Origin of the sequence: Pseudobdellovibrio exovorus JSS (assembly GCF_000348725.1) — a bacterium.
Lineage (GTDB): Bacteria > Bdellovibrionota > Bdellovibrionia > Bdellovibrionales > Bdellovibrionaceae > Pseudobdellovibrio > Pseudobdellovibrio exovorus.
The window spans coordinates 1,234,725-1,250,828 of sequence record NC_020813.1; the positions used below are offsets into that span (position 1 = coordinate 1,234,725).

General features: G+C 41.8%; 13 protein-coding genes. 12 read left to right on the forward strand and 1 reads right to left on the reverse strand.

What is annotated here, in order from left to right; genetic code table 11:
* The first annotated feature begins 8 nt into the window (after window positions 1-8).
* From A11Q_RS06105 to A11Q_RS06125, 5 genes are all read left to right on the forward strand, one after another.
* Window positions 9-362 carry an ankyrin repeat domain-containing protein gene (locus A11Q_RS06105; protein ID WP_200860203.1) on the forward strand — a complete coding sequence of 118 codons (354 nt, stop codon included), beginning with the start codon at window positions 9-11 and terminating at the stop codon, window positions 360-362.
* A gap of 72 nt (window positions 363-434) precedes the next feature.
* Window positions 435-1,517 (forward strand): cyclic nucleotide-binding domain-containing protein, encoded by a 1,083-nt coding sequence (locus A11Q_RS06110; protein ID WP_015469921.1) that lies wholly within the window; start codon window positions 435-437, stop codon window positions 1,515-1,517.
* Window positions 1,518-1,826: 309 nt separating this feature from the next.
* A complete protein-coding gene (locus A11Q_RS06115; protein WP_015469922.1) occupies window positions 1,827-4,871 on the forward strand; it encodes a coiled-coil domain-containing protein in 3,045 nt (1,014 codons plus the stop codon).
* 152 nt (window positions 4,872-5,023) lie between these two features.
* A complete protein-coding gene (locus A11Q_RS06120; protein WP_148284949.1) occupies window positions 5,024-6,163 on the forward strand; it encodes a hypothetical protein in 1,140 nt (379 codons plus the stop codon).
* Window positions 6,164-6,275: 112 nt separating this feature from the next.
* Window positions 6,276-7,535: a M23 family metallopeptidase gene (locus tag A11Q_RS06125; protein WP_015469924.1), complete on the forward strand. Its 1,260-nt coding sequence runs from the start codon at window positions 6,276-6,278 to the stop codon at window positions 7,533-7,535.
* Here the strand turns inward: A11Q_RS06125 and A11Q_RS06130 are convergent.
* Window positions 7,532-8,641: a hypothetical protein gene (locus A11Q_RS06130; RefSeq protein WP_015469925.1), complete on the reverse strand. Its 1,110-nt coding sequence runs from the start codon at window positions 8,639-8,641 to the stop codon at window positions 7,532-7,534. The two genes, A11Q_RS06125 and A11Q_RS06130, sit on opposite strands and share 4 nt — an antisense overlap.
* Window positions 8,642-8,778: 137 nt before the next feature.
* Between A11Q_RS06130 and A11Q_RS06135 the strand changes: the two genes are divergently transcribed.
* The 7 genes from A11Q_RS06135 (at window position 8,779) to ccoG (ending at window position 16,102) form a co-directional block, all read left to right on the forward strand.
* The gene (locus A11Q_RS06135) at window positions 8,779-9,477 is read left to right on the forward strand and encodes a Crp/Fnr family transcriptional regulator (RefSeq protein WP_015469926.1); all 699 of its coding nucleotides are present in this window, start codon (window positions 8,779-8,781) and stop codon (window positions 9,475-9,477) included.
* Window positions 9,478-9,538: 61 nt separating this feature from the next.
* Window positions 9,539-11,761, forward strand: a complete 2,223-nt coding sequence (locus A11Q_RS06140) for a heavy metal translocating P-type ATPase (RefSeq protein ID WP_015469927.1) — start codon at window positions 9,539-9,541, stop codon at window positions 11,759-11,761.
* The gene (gene ccoS / locus A11Q_RS06145) at window positions 11,758-11,928 is read left to right on the forward strand and encodes a cbb3-type cytochrome oxidase assembly protein CcoS (RefSeq protein WP_015469928.1); all 171 of its coding nucleotides are present in this window, start codon (window positions 11,758-11,760) and stop codon (window positions 11,926-11,928) included. Before A11Q_RS06140 ends, ccoS begins: the two co-directional genes overlap by 4 nt.
* Window positions 11,928-14,030: a cytochrome-c oxidase, cbb3-type subunit I gene (gene ccoN, locus A11Q_RS06150; protein WP_015469929.1), complete on the forward strand. Its 2,103-nt coding sequence runs from the start codon at window positions 11,928-11,930 to the stop codon at window positions 14,028-14,030. Before ccoS ends, ccoN begins: the two co-directional genes overlap by 1 nt.
* The gene (locus tag A11Q_RS13775) at window positions 14,030-14,206 is read left to right on the forward strand and encodes a hypothetical protein (RefSeq protein ID WP_015469930.1); all 177 of its coding nucleotides are present in this window, start codon (window positions 14,030-14,032) and stop codon (window positions 14,204-14,206) included. Before ccoN ends, A11Q_RS13775 begins: the two co-directional genes overlap by 1 nt.
* Window positions 14,196-14,747, forward strand: coding sequence for a cbb3-type cytochrome c oxidase N-terminal domain-containing protein (locus tag A11Q_RS06155; RefSeq protein ID WP_015469931.1), 552 nt, complete (start codon window positions 14,196-14,198; stop codon window positions 14,745-14,747). The genes A11Q_RS13775 and A11Q_RS06155 overlap by 11 nt, the downstream gene beginning before the upstream one ends.
* The gene (gene ccoG / locus A11Q_RS06160) at window positions 14,744-16,102 is read left to right on the forward strand and encodes a cytochrome c oxidase accessory protein CcoG (protein ID WP_015469932.1); all 1,359 of its coding nucleotides are present in this window, start codon (window positions 14,744-14,746) and stop codon (window positions 16,100-16,102) included. The genes A11Q_RS06155 and ccoG overlap by 4 nt, the downstream gene beginning before the upstream one ends.
* Window positions 16,103-16,104 lie beyond the last annotated feature (2 nt).

Here is a 16,104-nt window from a genome sequence, read left to right on the forward strand (position 1 = left end):
GGGGTAAAATGTCAGCGGGAGACTGGAAAGAAATGCATGCGGCCGCTACGCGCGGAGATTTAAATCTAGTTCGATATCATATCCAAAATGGTGTGAACCCTAACTACCAGCACCCTGAAATTATGTCGACTCCCTTGGTGGCGAGTATTCTGAATAGTCATCAAGATATTTCTTTATATCTTTTAGATAATGGGGCAGATCCGAATCTGTTGTCTGAGTTTGATAACATGACTCCTTTTCAAGCGATTCGTCATCAACCAGATGAGGTTGTCTTTGCAAAACTGGTAGAGCAAGGAATGGCTCAATCTGAGTCGTGGTTTGGCCGTTTACAGTCTTGGATCAGAGGAATTTTTAAAAGTTAAATAGCCTCACAACCTTGGTCTAGACCGTGAGGTTGTGATTTTTCTTTTTCCTATGCATGATGAATAGAGATCATGCGCATAGAGAGTGAAAAAATAAAACTATTAGGATTCGATGCCGCGAAGATCAAGGGGTTAAAGCCGGATCAAGCGGAAATGCTAAAGCATATGCAAGCCTCTGCCAGTGTGGTGGATATTGTGCAGGCCTTTTACTCTCAGGGGCGCTTGATTTCTTTCTTATCCCTTTTAGATTTGCTACAGGTATTACTTTCTATTAAAGCCATTGCTAACCCTGCCTTTTATAATTACTTCTTACCGCAGGAAGATCAAAGACAGATTTCAGAAGCGCAGATTGTGACCACAGTGACGGGGACACAGTTTGATAAAAATCGTCTAGCACATGTGCCTTTTCTTCGTTCGTTAAATGCGGACTTGCTCAATATATTTTTGCAAAATTCAAGTGTAATGCAAGTTCCTGAGGGCGTTGTCTTCTGTCAGGAAGGAGCCGATCAGCGATCGCTCTTGGTTTTACTTAAGGGGCAGGCCAGTGTCTATAAGCGCCAAGCGGATGGGAAGCAAAAAAAGTTAGTCGTTCTTAATGAAAATAGTTTGTTCGGCGAGGCGGCCTTCTTTTTTGGAACTCCTAGATCGGCAACAGTTGTTGCGGATACAGCTTGCGAAATTTTAATTATTCGCTACGTGCCAGCTCTTTATGATGGTGCTATTAAAACTGAAAAAGCTCAGCAGTTGCAATGGAGAATATGGGCTGTCCATGCACTTTTAAAGTCTGAAATTTTCAGTGATCTACCGCAAGAGTGTTTTGATGCTCTGATTTTTGCCGGAGAAATGAAATCCTTCACTAAAGATACTGTATTCTGTCGACAAGGTGATGTAGGTGAAGTCTGTTATATCATCGTGCAAGGTAGAGTTCAGATTATTAAAGATCAAAAGAGTGTGGCTCATCTTGAGCAAGGTGACTGTTTTGGTGAATTAGCTTTGATGGTGACAGGTGGAAAAAGAACGGCAACTGTGCAGGCGGAAAGCGATGGTATCGTGCTTGAGATTCATCGTTCACATTTTTATCGTCTATTGGCGCAAAATCTACTTTTAGCCTGTGGTTTTGAGCGCGTGGCTCGCAAAAGGAATCCGCAGCGCTAGCAGTTCGTAATGATACAAACTTTGTCTCGCAGTAAATCGCTCTTCAAAAAAATAAGAATAACCTCTCAGTAACTGTCTAAAAAATATCAGACCAAAAAGTAGACAGTTGTTTCCTTTTGATAATTCTAAAACATTTAATCCAATTCTTATTTTTTCCCTGCAGTTAAAGCGTCGAAGTACCGAACAGTCTATAAATGTTTGACAGTCGTCAACGCTATAAACTCTTGCTAGAGAAATTAACAGGTGTGGGTATATGATCAAAAGCAAGGGGAATTTAAATTTATTTTTAATAGTTGTTGTGGGGGGAACGTGAAAATAAAAAAACCAAACCTTGGTAAGCTTAAGAAGTATTTGCGTATCAGTGCTTTTGTAGCTGTTTTCGGTGTAGTAGGCGTTGCCTACCAAAACTGTAGTCAGCCTTCGACTGGATTTGAAGATATGTCTTCAATGAAGTTATCTGCACTGTCGTCTGAGGACGATCTTTTCAATATGTTACAAGAGGCGCGTGAACTGAGCGCCCTTTTAAGAACATTTGATCTGAACGCGGATAAGGCGTCTGATATTTTAAAACAGGCCCCATCTGTGGCACAGCAATTAAGTGCACAGGCCGATATGATTGAAAAAGCAATCGTGGTAGATAAGACTCCAACGAATAGTAATGTGGTTTTAAAAGAAGTGGACACTTTGGTGAATCTATTAAGTAAGGCGCGCGACGTGCGTGTGACTTACGATTCGATTCGCCGTGATACTTTGTTGTCATTGCGTATTGATCAGGTTGAAGCCAACCTAGACCGTGCGGTTCAAGAATTAGCAGCACTGGGTGGAGCTTTTAATCAGTTTAAAAATGCTATTACAGCGCGTGTTGATGGTTTAGTTGCTCAAATGAAAATTTGGGAAAACCGTGTAGATCTTATCGATCAGACCATCGCGGATCTAGCAGCTAAAAGTGAAGCTGAAGATCTAGCTTTAAAAGCGGCATTAAATGCTCTTAAAAGCTACACAGAAAATGAATTGGCTGGCGTAAAAGATCGCAGTCAGCAATTACAAGAAAGTATTGATCAGCAAGCGAAAGATCATTCAAAACTAGTAGAAGAGTTACGATTAGCTCAAGAAGAGATGTCACGCTTGGGTGATATTTCAGGTCGTATGTGCTCGTACGATTCAAATGGTAATATTGCCGATGCACGTATTAAATGTACGTCATCTAGTCAAAGTAACTGCTGCTTAACAGTTGAAGTTATTAACTGTTCTGAATTGTTTGCGGGATCGCCTGCGGCATTAAATCAGTGTGGTATCTTGTTAACTGTGATCAAAAATCATGATCAACAACTACAAGCGATCAAAGCAGTTGATGAAAGACAAAATGAAGCTTTGGGTAGCTTAACTGCAAGTGTTGATCGTATTATTGGTGATATTTCAGTTATCAATAACAACGTATTAACTTTGGCTAATGGTGTTGATAAAATCAAAGCTGTGACAGATGAGTTAGCAAATCAAGTTGGCAGCATTAAAGATACAATGAAGAAAAATGACGAAGAGGTTAAAGCTCGTTTAGCTGATTTAGATACTCGTACATTATTGTTAGAGTTCAAAGCTAATCGTAGTGAAGTGATCCATGGATTGCAAGCGCGTGCTAATGCGACATTGGCTTGGGCTACTCTACGCTACGCTCACGTGAATGATGCTTTCTGTGTAAATCGTCGTAACCAAGCTTTGGCGATGTTCGATTACAAAGTGGCTCGTCAAAACTGGGAATACTGCTTAGAAAAACGTGCTATCGTGACGTTGGCTCAATCTATGGCAAGTGTTGCTAATTCTTACGCGGGTATGTTGGGTTCATTGAATGTCGATACAGACTGTACGGCTCAAGTTAATGGAAAGCCAGCCTCATCATTGACTAACTCTGAATTAATGAATGATGCTGTTCTACAAGAAGTTAACAACAAGTGTACTTCTGGTGGTCAAGTGGTAGCGCGTGCTTTGATGTTGAACATCGTACGCTACTTAAAACAAATTGGTCCAGACCATCGTACTTATGAGTCGATGAGTTCGGCTTCAAAAGCAGTGAACATCGCTTTCTTTGGTACAGACTGGGTACAGGTTTCTGAACAACAACGTAAAGAATTTAATGAAATCGACCCAACAAGTAATTTATTAAAAGACACGCCTTATGGAAAAGTTGAGCGTCTGTTTGTCTACAACTACTATGCAACAGCTTTCCGTGATGCTAATGGTAAATTCATTACAGATCCAAACAAAGTAAACGTAAATGTATCGGGTTCGATCTTTACTGAGCAACAGATTTTAGCGGGTAACCAAGTCGGTAAGAACTTAGCAGACTTCGTGCAACGTGTAAGATCGTTAGAAGCAGAAAGCTATTGTACAGATTGTGGTTTCAAAGTGGGTGGTCGTAATAATCCAGACAGCAACAAAAGTACTTTAGTGATCACTCATGGTGCTGGTAAGTCTCGCTTCTTCTTCCCGAACGATCCGAAGTCAGATATGTGTCCTGTAGACGACAACGTAGTGATCCGTCATAACAATGGTAAGCACTATATCTATCACTTAAAGTTCGATACTTATGGTAACGATATTTTAACTCCGCACTTAACTCAGGGTTTACATACGGTAATTGCAGAAAATGATTCTGACTTAAACGCAGGTAACTTTAACTACTGTCATTACGATAAAGATGTAAAAATTGAACGCGCAGGTTTAGATATGGCTTCTATTCCTAGTCGTTGGACAATTCGTGCAACTCGTCCTTATGCGCAAGCTTATGGACGTCCATTGTGTACGAAGTTGACGGCAGTGTGTGCGGTTCGTAATGGTGAATGGCAAGCTCCAGCTTCAGTAGCTAGCATGACAGTGGCAGATTTAAATAACCCTGCAACTCAAAATGTATTGACTCGCTACTTGAGCGGATTCCCTGTTCCAGTAATCGGGGCTATGTGTTCTGTGCAAACTCCGGCAATTGGTGCTCCAGCTCCGGTTTACCAAGCGACTCGTAATATCGCGTCTGTAGATACAGCTCGTGGATTAAGACATGCATGGTCGAATCCTGCAGGTAATAATGCGACTGTGCGTGCACAGGGTTATATTATTCCAGGTTCAACGCAGTTGTTAGGTTCTTCATACTGGCCATTGCAAGATGGTGCATTGCCATACACTGGTGAGCGCATTATGTTAAGCCAAAGCAAACCTTTCGCGGCGGAATCGTCGTCTGCAGTGTTAACTTCTACGAAGTATGTCCGTGAAGTGGATACGATGTCATCGTTGACTGTGCAAGAGTGTAGTCACTGCCCAGCTAATTTAAAAATGTTAGGTGGATGTAGCGTAGCCGCTCCTCAGTAATTCGCAGATAAGACATCACAGAAAAAAGGGCCAAGCCTTAGGGCGGGCCCTTTTTATTTTCTCAACGTTCAATTCAACCTATGCTAGGTTGAATCATGCTTTTAAAAAGCCTCAACAGCTCAGGTCTCCAAGTTGCCATTAAGGCTAGTCTATTGCTGTCAGTTGTTTTCGGAACTGTCGCTACGCATGCAGCCACCTGTATGCGTATTATGGAAGACACCTATGGTCAGTTAGTTGAAGATCCGAAGGCATCCCATTCCCCAGATAAATCAAAAAATTTAAAGCAAGGGCAATTGTACCCAAGTGCTTCAAGTACAGATAGATTTATTAATGTTTTGATAGGTCGTGACACTTATCGAGTTCCTAAAAGTTCTGCGCGCGCTATTCGTCTTCGAAGTTGTATATTGCAACCGGTCTGTTTAGTGACAAACACAGATGGCATAGCGGTAAAAAGTACGGAAAAGTCGGCAGAGGATCCAAATAATGGTAATAGTTTCCGCGCGGGAAGAAAGTTTCCCGCAATTGCGATGAAGCAAGTGGATGGAGAAAGATTTTTTCTTGTGGGAATGGACGGAGACTACTATTGGCTTAAGGGACAGTACGCGGCCATGAACATCAATAAAACCTGTGAAGAAGTTGCCGGAGTGGATGCTGGAGCACAAACTTCTGGTAGAGGAAAGTATTCTTTTGGTTTTGAAGTGGGTATGGGAAGTGGTTACAAGTCTGATGCTTACGGAGGGTTTATAACCCCAGTTCCAGATCCTAATAATGTCGGGCCGTTATCAAATCCTGTGATCACAGAGGTAAAAAAAGGAAAAGGTCTTATTATTGGGCCGTTGCTTGATGTGCACTTCAGTGAAGATTTTAAAATTAAATTCGGAGCTCAATATCAAGAAACTAAGTATGAATATGTGGGGAAGGAAAACCCGACAATTGCGGCGAACCCTCTTTCTTCATTGCCAGATATTAGTGGAACTATAAAAAACCAAGCTTTAGTTTTTTCAATAGCTCCAGCGTACGAGCTAGGTAATCGCAGTCATCGTTTGGGTTTAGGTATAAATGTAAAGACTCATTACTACATCAGTAAACCAGCTAGTATTGTTTATCGCGTGGGAACTGTCTTCAAAGGCACAGAAGTGACGACTGAAGCGGGTCCCAAGGGATTCGAGACACTTTTCTTGGGGCAACTTTACTATCAGTGGTATGCCTCAAGCGATTCACCATTCGCGCTGCGATTGACCGGAGAAACGGATGGTTCGGTGATGACTATCGGACTTTCTGCCTTTTATTAATTATTTTTAATCATCAAGTGACATAAATTGTTTGTGACAGTGCTTATAATCTAGAGTGAAAAAATAAGACTTTTGTCTTCACATATCCGAAAAAATATTTTTATAATAGGTAATGAAGTTAAATAAAATACACATGACGTCTATTTTGGCTGCGGCCGCTGTAATTGTTATCGCCGCGGTTTCGGTCTCTGGGAAAAAATTAGATAATTTAAATTTGTTTAGAACTGCTGATGCTCAAGTTGAAGACATAAAAGAAGTTGAAGAGCCAGTGTTGACACTTGAACAGCGTTATCCTTATGAGTTTCCTCCGCGCTCAACATTTTATTCGCAGCTTTTAGAATTAGAAGTTCCGCGTGAGATTATTTTTCAGATGGTGCAAGTCATTCAGCCACATCAAGATTTAGGACGTTTAAAGCCAGGAACTCGTTTCCAGTTATTTTATTCTGAAGCGGAAGTTCCAGAAGTAACGGGAATTCAAATTCGCTTTACACCACAAGAAGCTCTCAAGGCGCAAAAAATTGATGGCATTTGGCAAGCGGAGCGTATTGTAAAACCAGTTGAAACAAAAGTGGTGACGTTCTCAGGAGATGTGAAGTCTTCTTTGTGGGAGTCTGCTGTTGAAGCGAAAATGGACCCTTACTTAATTGCTGAGCTAGCCGAAATTTTTGCATGGCAGATGGATTTTGCGCGCGAAGTCCGTGTAGGCGATCGATGGAGACTTTCTGTCGAGCAAGAGTTTGTGCAAGGTGAAGCTGTGGGGTGGGGATCTATCTTAGCTGCGGAGTATGATAATGCGGGACGTATCTATGCGGCGATTTTGTTCCGTAATAATAATGAGAAGTTAGGATATTTTGCGCCGGATGGATCTAGTTTAAGACGTATGTTTTTGAAAACACCAATTCAATACGCCAGAATTTCTTCGCGTTTTCAATCGAATCGTTTTCATCCTGTATTAAAAACAAACCGACCTCATTTGGGCGTAGATTATGCGGCTCCTACGGGAACGCCTATTCGTGCTATCGGTGATGGTGTTATCACTATGGCGGGATGGAATGGTGGCGGTGGCAATACTATTAAATTGCGCCACAATTCTATTTACGATAGTGCCTACAAGCATCTCAGTCGTTTTGCACAAGGGATCAAGAAAGGTTCGCGTGTGAAGCAAGGGCAGACTATCGGTTATGTTGGATCTACGGGGTTATCTACTGGCCCACACTTGCATTTTGAGTTCTTTGTGCGTGGGAAATATGTTGATCCGTTGAAGCAGCAATTTCCATCGGCAGAACCAGTTCCGCCACGCTATTTAACCCAGTTTAATACAGACAAGGCCTCATTCTTAGAGACCTTGCCGCAATGGGAACAGGGAAATTAATTAACTAATTTTTCGTAGCGTTCGAGTTGCTTTTGGACGGCTGGAGGGACTTCTGTTCCTCTAGAGCCGGTGAAAGAATCTAACTGAATTTGCTTATACAATTGAAAACATTTCTTAGCAGCAGGATGTTTGCTGTATCTTTCAATGCATTCTTTCAGATAGTTTTCAGATGTAAGATCAAACATAGTAAGACGGTAATCCTTTTCTTGGTCGGCTAACCAATAAAGAATCCAAGGTTTTAATTGTGCGTTTTGAGTGGTTTCCAGTAATTGATACAGCCTTTGAGATGTTTCAAGATCAATTAAATAACTTTGATAAGATTGTTCGTAGTTAGAGGCAATTTTTTCACGAGCCGCAATGAATTTTTCAAGTTGTTGCGCGTTTTTAAGTGGCATGCTCTCGGTAACTCTGAATTTACGATTTTTTAAATAACCTTTCCATGCTTGAATATCTTGTTGCACGCTTTCTGGTAGATTTTTGTTTTTTAACAGACGATCAAATAGAGTCAGTGTTTTCACATCATCTTTTTCAACACGTACAGCATGCATCAAAAGTTTTCTTAGAGAGTTTTCGACGTTTTCAATAGAGACCTTGTTTTCAGGATAAGTGGTGATTACTTTTTCTAAAAGAGGGTTCGCGTCGTTATAATTTCGTACCATAAAAAGAAAGTCAGCCTGCGACAGTAAGTCGTCCTTTTGAGCTTGCGGTAATTGGTAACCTGTAGTGCCTAAACTTTTTTGCGTATGACATACATAACAGTTGTTGAGGGAAGATTTTAAAACCCAGTAACTGTAATCTTTCGAACCATCTTTAAACGAGAGTTCGGCATCTTCTAATCCTGCAGCCAGTTGTTGCATGCGAAACTTCATATCATCTTGTTTGGCAAACTTGTCTTTCTTTAGCTCTTGAACTTGTTGATTGAATTCTTTTAAGGTCGCAGCAATTTCCTTTTCATTATTTTTTTTCAAATAATCTGATTTATTGTGCGTATAATTCTGTAATTTTTCTGTTAAAAGATAAAAAGCCTGCATCTGAGGTCGTATCTCAGCCATAACTGTGGCTGTTAATAGGATTAAAGATGGGGCGATCAGTCGACTGTATTTCATAAGAACCTCCGAAACTTCCTTATTTTGAGTCTTTTTAGATCAAGAGGGTATGATTTCCGTCATAAACTAGCCCTGTGAAATTTTAGTCAAACAAGCTCGAGCTTGAAAAAAACACTGAAATTCAGTAAGCTACAGGCATGAAACCTAAGCCCAACTCTGGACCTCAAATGCATGCCGATTGTACCGTTTGCGATACAAAATCTAAGGGTTTCATGTGTTCGACTTCTGATGCCGTTGCTAAAAAAGTAGCCGAGGTAAAAGCCGACTGTTCTTATCGTGCCGGAGAAGCTATTTTCCGTGCAGGTGAGCGCTCTTTAGGGCTATTCGCTGTTAGAAAAGGTGTGGTTAAACTTGAGTCCTTAAGTGCCGATGGACATTCGCACACAGTGGATTTGGTGGGACCGGGGGGACTATTAGGATACCGCGCTTTATTTGGTGAAGGTCTTTATAAGAAGTCCGCATGGGCTTTAGAAGATACCGAAGTCTGCTTTTTGCCTAAGCAAGAGATACTAGATTTATTTCGTTGCCACCCTGAACTGGGGTTAAAAATGATCGGCCAATTAGGGGATGACCTCGATCGTGCTCAAGGGAAGTGGGTTAACCAAATCGACAAAGGGGCTCCGGCACGTGTTGCGGATGCTTTACTATTCCTTAACGAAAAATTCAGTGGAACTAGCTGGACACGAAAAGAGATTGCAGAGTGGGCCGGAACTACGACTGAAACGGTTATCAGAACCCTAGCTCAGTTCGAAAAAGAGGGCATTATTTCCCAAAACTATAAGAATTTCACAATCTTATCCTTTCAACGTCTTTTGGAAAAATCGCAATCAGTCTAATAATGATGGGTTTATGATGGCCATCATATTTTAAACCCAACAGCTATCCTATGATTGGGGCATGCAACAGCCCCAAAAGGTACCTACAAATACAAATATTCCATCTGATATGAAGTCAGAGGTGAAGTCGGACAAGACTTCAGAGGCGTGGGCTCGTTACAATCTTCATGAGGTCGAAGAGCAGTTTGATTTCGGTTCGCAAGCGGATACCAAAAAGTTTCGTTTTTATGTTGAAGGAATTCGCTGTGCCTCTTGCGTTCATCGCTTAGAAGAACTACCTCAAAAAAATAAAAGTATTCTATTATCTCAGGTAAATTTCGGTTTGAAGACGCTTGAGCTTCAAGTTGATAAGCAGTTGCATTTAGGCGATCTGGGGCAAGTTATTGAAAACATGGGATTTCATCCCACTCCGCTAAATAAAGATAACAGTATTTTAGATGCGCGAAAAAAAGAAAATAGAACTGATTTAAAAAGAATTGGTGTGGCGGCTGCAGTTGCAGGAAATCAAATGCTCTTTGCCGTGCCTTTGTATGCGGGATTGCAAGGGGATTTAGCCTCTATATTCAAATGGATATCTTTTACCCTTTTCTTGCCACTTTTATTTTATTCTGCCCGTGGATTTTATCATAAGGCATGGAGCAGTCTAAAAAGCCGTCAGCTCAATGTGGACATGATGATTGTTGTAGCTTTGTGGTCGGGGTTTATTTTTTCATCTTATAGTCTTCTGACGGGTGGTGAAGAACTCTATTTTGATTCTACAGCTAGTTTTATTTTTCTTATTTTAAGTGCGCGCTACTTCCTAAAAAAGTATCAAGAAAGATTTGCCGCCAAAGATATCATGTCCGAGATGTTTTTGCGCGAGATCTTCGATGTGGAAGAAGAAGGCATTCACCGCACAGTTACTTTTGATAAAATCAAAGTGGGTGCACATCTTTTTTTAAAACGAGGTCAGACACTTCCTTGTGATGCCGTTCTTGCTTGCGAAGACAGTGAGTTCGATCTGTCGTTCTTGACAGGTGAGGCCTATCCGCAGAAGAAACAAAAAGGCGACTTGATTCGCGCTGGCAGTCGACTTTTAAGCCAAGAAGCGACTGTTGTCTGTGAAACTGAGAACGCGCAGACTCAATTGGCGAATCTTTTGAATTCATTAGCCCAGAAGCAAAAAAATAAAAGCACATATCAAAACTTAAGCGACATTATAGCCCACAGACTGACATTCACTGTTTTTGCGATTGCAGGATTATTTTTTCTTTTCACTGTGCAGGAATCTGGAATTGAAGCTTTTAAAAGAAGTTTAGCCTTAATTACCATTGCTTGTCCGTGCGCGGTGGCCTTTGGAACTCCATTAGCACAAAGTATGGGGCTTCGTCGGGCCTTAGAAAAAGGCTATTTTATACGATCTTCAGATGTTTTTGAAAAGTTAGACCAAGTTAAGAAGATTGTCTTTGATAAGACAGGAACTTTAACCTCAAGCCAGTTGAAGTTTATCAAAAGTTATCCCGAAAATATTTCAGATGAAGTAAAGGCTATTATTTTAGGCCTCGAAAAAAACTCAGTGCATCCAGTGGCGGTGAGTTTAAAGAACACGTGGGCATCCTTAAATCCTGCAGCGGTTGAAAACTTGCACGAAATCAGTGGTTTTGGCGTTGAGGGCACAGTCGATGGCAAGATCTATCGTTTAGGACGTTCGAGCACAACTGAAGATGAAAATCTACAAGTGGATCTGACTGTGGACGGACGGCGTGAAGCTTACTTGTTTTTCGAAGAAGAACTACGAACGGAAGCCAAAAGTTTGGTGCAAGAGCTCTATAAGCAAGATATGCAGGTGATGCTTCTTTCTGGAGACCGCCGTCAGCGCGCATTGGAAATAGCTCGCCAACTAGAGATTCGTCCCGCGGCTGTTCACAGTGATCAATCGGCAGAATCGAAACAAGCTGTTATCGAAAAAGAAAATCCATGTCTTTATGTTGGAGATGGGCTCAATGACTTGCAAGCGTTGAATGCGGCTTATGTGAGTTTCGCTGTGCGTGGTCCCTTCGAGGCCACTTATCAAGTCTGCGATGTTTTTGCTCCTCAAAAAGATCTTTCAGCCGTTGTTGAAATGTTAGAAATTTCAAGACAGGTCTATCGTGTTATTCGTGGGAATCTATTGTTTGCATTAGTCTATAACTCTATTGGTGGAGTTTTAGCTTTAAGTGGTTATATCAATCCACTGATGGCAGCCGTGTTGATGCCGATCAGCTCCGTTTTAATTATTTCGCACACAGTTTGGAGAATGAAATGAATGTCACCATTCTTTTTATGGTCGCCATAGCCTTGTATCTAGCTTTGGGCTTTGTCGTGGCTTGTCTGTGGGCTCTAGAAAAAGGTCAGTTTGATGATCTCGAAACACCAGCTTTAAGAATTTTAAAAAATGACGATTACAGTGATTTCAAAGAAAGGGATTCGTAATGGATAAGCAACTTAAGATTAACTCGTATGATGACGCGATCGTCAGGCAATTTATATTAGCCACTCTAGCATGGGGTGGAATTGCATTTTTGGTCGGTCTATTCGCAGCACTCCAATTGGCTTATTGGCCATTTAACACATCGCTTGAATGGCTAAGCTTTGGACGTATTCGTCCGCTTCATACCAATGCCGCGATCTTTGCGTTCGCTGGTAATGCGATTTTTGCGGGTATTTATCACTCTACGCAAAGGCTTTTGCGCACAAGAATGTTTTCTGATGTGTTAAGTCAGTTGCATTTTTGGGGTTGGCAATTGGTTATTGTTCTGGCCGCCATCACGTTACCTTTAGGATTAACACAAGGTAAAGAATATGCCGAGTTGGAATGGCCTATTGATCTTTTGATCACAACTGTTTGGGTTCTTTTTGCCATCAATGTTTTCGGTACGATTTATCGACGACGCGAAAAACACATGTATGTGGCGATTTGGTTTTACATCGCCACAATCGTGACTGTAGCTGTTCTACATATTGTTAACTCGGCGGCGATTCCCTTTAGCTTTATGAAGAGTTACCCTGTATGGGCGGGGATGCAAGATGCTCTGATTCAATGGTGGTACGGTCATAATGCCGTAGCCTTCTTTTTGACGACACCGTTTTTAGGTTTGATGTATTACTACATTCCTAAGGCTGTGAATGCGCCGATTTACTCTTATCGTCTATCGATCATTCACTTTTGGGCCTTGGTGTTTATCTACATTTGGGCTGGGCCGCATCACTTATTGTACACGGCTTTACCAGATTGGGCGCAGACACTAGGTGTTGTTTTCTCGGTTATGCTATGGGCACCGAGCTGGGGTGGAATGCTGAATGGTCTTTTAACATTTAAAGGCCGCTGGGGGCAGGCGCGTACAGAACCAGTTTGGAAGTTCTTTATTGCCGCTTTGACGTTCTATGGTATGGCGACATTCGAAGGTCCATTGTTGTCCATCAAATCTATTAGCTCTGTGGGACACTACACTGACTGGATTGTGGGACACGTTCACGGGGGAGCATTGGGGTGGAATGGATTCCTGACTTTCGGGATGATTTATTACCTTGTTCCAAAGCTTTGGAAGACGGAACTGTTTTCTAAAAAAATGGCCGAGCAACATTTCTGGCTAGGTCTGACAGGTATTGTTCTTTACTACGTTTCCATGGTTGTTGCGGGTATTACACAGGGTCTTATGTGGAAAGCTGTTGATGGCAATGGGATGTTAGTTTACCCAGAGTTTGTTGAAACAGTGATGCGTATTGTGCCTTTATACTGGGTCAGAGCATTGGGTGGAGTTCTTTACATTACAGGTTTTGTGTTGATGTTGATTAATATCTACAAAACAGTTCGTAGCGGCAGTCGCCCTGTGGGAACACCGATTGGCAATCTACAAAATAACAATGTGAATGATGGGAAACCAAGATTGTTAGAGGGATATGCAACTTACTTCACGGTGTTGTCGTTGGTGGCTATCCTTGTCGGAACTGTTATCGAGATCTATCCAACACTTAATGTACATAAATACGTGAACCCAGAAATCACGACGCATCCATTTTCAGCTCTAGAACAGGAAGGCCGTGATCTTTATGTACGTGAAGGCTGTTATGCATGTCACTCGCAGCAGATTCGTCCATTGGTAGATGAAAAATTACGCTATGGTGATCCGTCGACAATTGAAGAGTCTATCTATGATCGTCCATTCCAATGGGGATCGAAACGTACAGGCCCTGATCTGGCGCGCGTTGGTAAGAAGTATCCGGATTACTGGCACTATCAACACATGATTGATCCGCGTCTGATGCAGCCGAAATCAATTATGCCGTCGTATGAATGGCTAGTGAAAAAGAAAATTGATTACTCTCAGTTGAAAAAGAAACTGAATGTTCTGCAAAACTTAGGTGTGCCTTACACAGATGATGAAGTGCGCTTTGCTGATCGTGATGCGCAAGAGCAAGCGCGTGTGATCGCTGAAGGATTAAAAGAACAAGGGGTACAAGAGAAAATCGAAGATCGCGAGATCTTGGCGATTATTGCCTATCTTCAGGCTCTTGGACAAAAAGGAGGTCGCTAATGTTACGACAAGCTTTTGCCTACTTTAGCGATGCCCATTTAACTGTTCTGGGATTCCTTTTGTTCTTCGGAACTTTCTTAGGAGTATTGATTTGGACATTTATGGTGCAAGAGACCTCTTTTTATCAACAACTGAGTATGCAGCCGCTAAAAGATGGAGGCGAAAATGAGCCATGAAAAACATGTTTATGATGGTATCGAAGAGCACAATAATCCGATGCCGGATTGGTGGATATGGCTTTTCGTCGGCACAGTGATTTTCGGCGTTCTTTATTGGCTCCATTACGAAATCGGTGGCGGTGAGACCTCTAAGCAGCGCTATGAGCGCTTGTTAAAGGCGCACTATGAATCTAGTGAAAAGAATGCGCAATCCGCTATTGCCAGTGAAACAGAAGAAAGTCTGATGGAATACATGCAAGGGGAATCTGTCCTTGCAAATGGTGGACAAATTTATACTGAAAAGTGTGCCATGTGCCATGGACCACTTTTGGAAGGTCAGATTGGTCCGAATCTAACAGATAGTTTTTGGCTACATGGTCAGGGTACTCGATTGGATTTATTGCAAGTCATCCGCAAAGGAGTTCCTGAAAAAGGAATGCCGCCATGGGAAGGTTTGTTAAAGCCAGCTGAAATGAAAGACGTTGCAGCCTATGTGTATTCTAAAATCGGCAGTAACCCGCCAAATCCTAAAGTTCCAGAGGGGGCTGAGGTCAAATGAGCCAAGTCACCAGCCCTTTTGCCGGACCATCAGAGGTAAAAGGGCATTACGAAAGAATACGAAATATCCTTCAGCCAATACTGATTGTGGTATTTCTGTTTCTTCCGTGGGTCAGAGTGGCAGGTGAGCCGCTGCTGCTTTTGGACTTTGCGAATCGCCATTTCATTATTTTCGGGATTAACTTCTATTCACATGAAGCTCCGTTACTTTTCTATTTTCTTATTCTGATTTTACTTTCCATTTTTATTGTGACAGCCGTTTTTGGACGTCTTTGGTGTGGGTGGACTTGTCCACAGACAGTTTTTCTTCACAGTGTATTTAATAAAATTGAAAAATGGGTTCTTGGACCTTTTTCTAAAAGAATGAGTTTTTATAATTCTGCAGAAAGCTGGAGCAAAAAAATAAAAGTTCTGTTCCTCTATATTGTCTTCTTATTGATCTGTTGGGTGCTATCGCACTCATTTGTTGCTTACTTTGTTGGGTCCGAAAGCCTTGTGCGCTTTATCGTCGAAGGACCATGGCAGCATCCTGTGGCCTTTTCTGTATTAGCTATCATGACAGGTGCTTTCTTTTTTAATTTCGTATTTTTCCGTGAAAGACTTTGTATCTATGTCTGTCCCTATGGACGATTTCAAAATGCACTGATCGATAACAACTCTTTAGTGGTTTATTACGATCATGTTCGTGGCGAGCCCCGTGGCAAACGCCAGACTGCAGATAAAGGGGACTGCGTTGACTGCAAACGCTGTGTGACAGTTTGCCCTGTCAAGATCGACATCCGTCAAGGATTCCAATTGGACTGCATTGCCTGTGGAAAATGTATCGATGCCTGCAACGAAATTATGCCGAAGGTGCAAAGACCACAGCACTTAATTCGCTTTGAAACTGGAGATCAAAAAAAGATCAGTGTGAAGCGTTTCCGCTTGGTGCTGTATACACTTTTGTTTGTGGTTTTTTCTGGAGCTTTTGCGTGGTCACTTGGCAATCGAGCGGGTATTGATGTCGCCATTACGCGGTCCCATCAGAACTCTATTAGTAAAAGAGTGTCAGATATATCTAGTGGCGCAACGACGATCTGGCAAAATCAATTTCAGCTTCATATTAAAAATCAAATGCAGAAATCAGTCGAGATGACTTTAACCCTTTCAGAAAAAGACCTGAAACAAGGGTATCGTCTTCTGAGTCCAGCGGTACGTATGACTTTGGCTTCACAACAGGACAGCAAGCTTCCTGCCTTTATCGAAATCTCAGAAAGTGATTTAGAAAAAGCGCAGACCCATGAAGATTTAGAATTGATCATTCAGGTCGGTCCAGAAGTGCATGTTAAAAAAATCAGATTTATGCAACTTCGCTAGAT

Bases quoted from the DNA above. Each gene is read 5' to 3' on its own strand.
- A11Q_RS06110 (WP_015469921.1), top strand. From the start codon at position 435: ATGCGCATAGAGAGTGAAAAAATAAAACTATTAGGATTCGATGCCGCG.
- ccoG (WP_015469932.1), top strand. From the start codon at position 14,744: ATGAGCCAAGTCACCAGCCCTTTTGCCGGACCATCAGAGGTAAAAGGG.
- A11Q_RS06155 (WP_015469931.1), top strand. From the start codon at position 14,196: ATGAGCCATGAAAAACATGTTTATGATGGTATCGAAGAGCACAATAAT.
- ccoS (WP_015469928.1), top strand. From the start codon at position 11,758: ATGAATGTCACCATTCTTTTTATGGTCGCCATAGCCTTGTATCTAGCT.
- A11Q_RS06105 (WP_200860203.1), top strand. From the start codon at position 9: ATGTCAGCGGGAGACTGGAAAGAAATGCATGCGGCCGCTACGCGCGGA.
- A11Q_RS06125 (WP_015469924.1), top strand. From the start codon at position 6,276: ATGAAGTTAAATAAAATACACATGACGTCTATTTTGGCTGCGGCCGCT.
- ccoN (WP_015469929.1), top strand. From the start codon at position 11,928: ATGGATAAGCAACTTAAGATTAACTCGTATGATGACGCGATCGTCAGG.
- A11Q_RS06140 (WP_015469927.1), top strand. From the start codon at position 9,539: ATGCAACAGCCCCAAAAGGTACCTACAAATACAAATATTCCATCTGAT.
- A11Q_RS13775 (WP_015469930.1), top strand. From the start codon at position 14,030: ATGTTACGACAAGCTTTTGCCTACTTTAGCGATGCCCATTTAACTGTT.
- A11Q_RS06135 (WP_015469926.1), top strand. From the start codon at position 8,779: ATGAAACCTAAGCCCAACTCTGGACCTCAAATGCATGCCGATTGTACC.
- A11Q_RS06130 (WP_015469925.1), bottom strand. From the start codon at position 8,641: ATGAAATACAGTCGACTGATCGCCCCATCTTTAATCCTATTAACAGCC.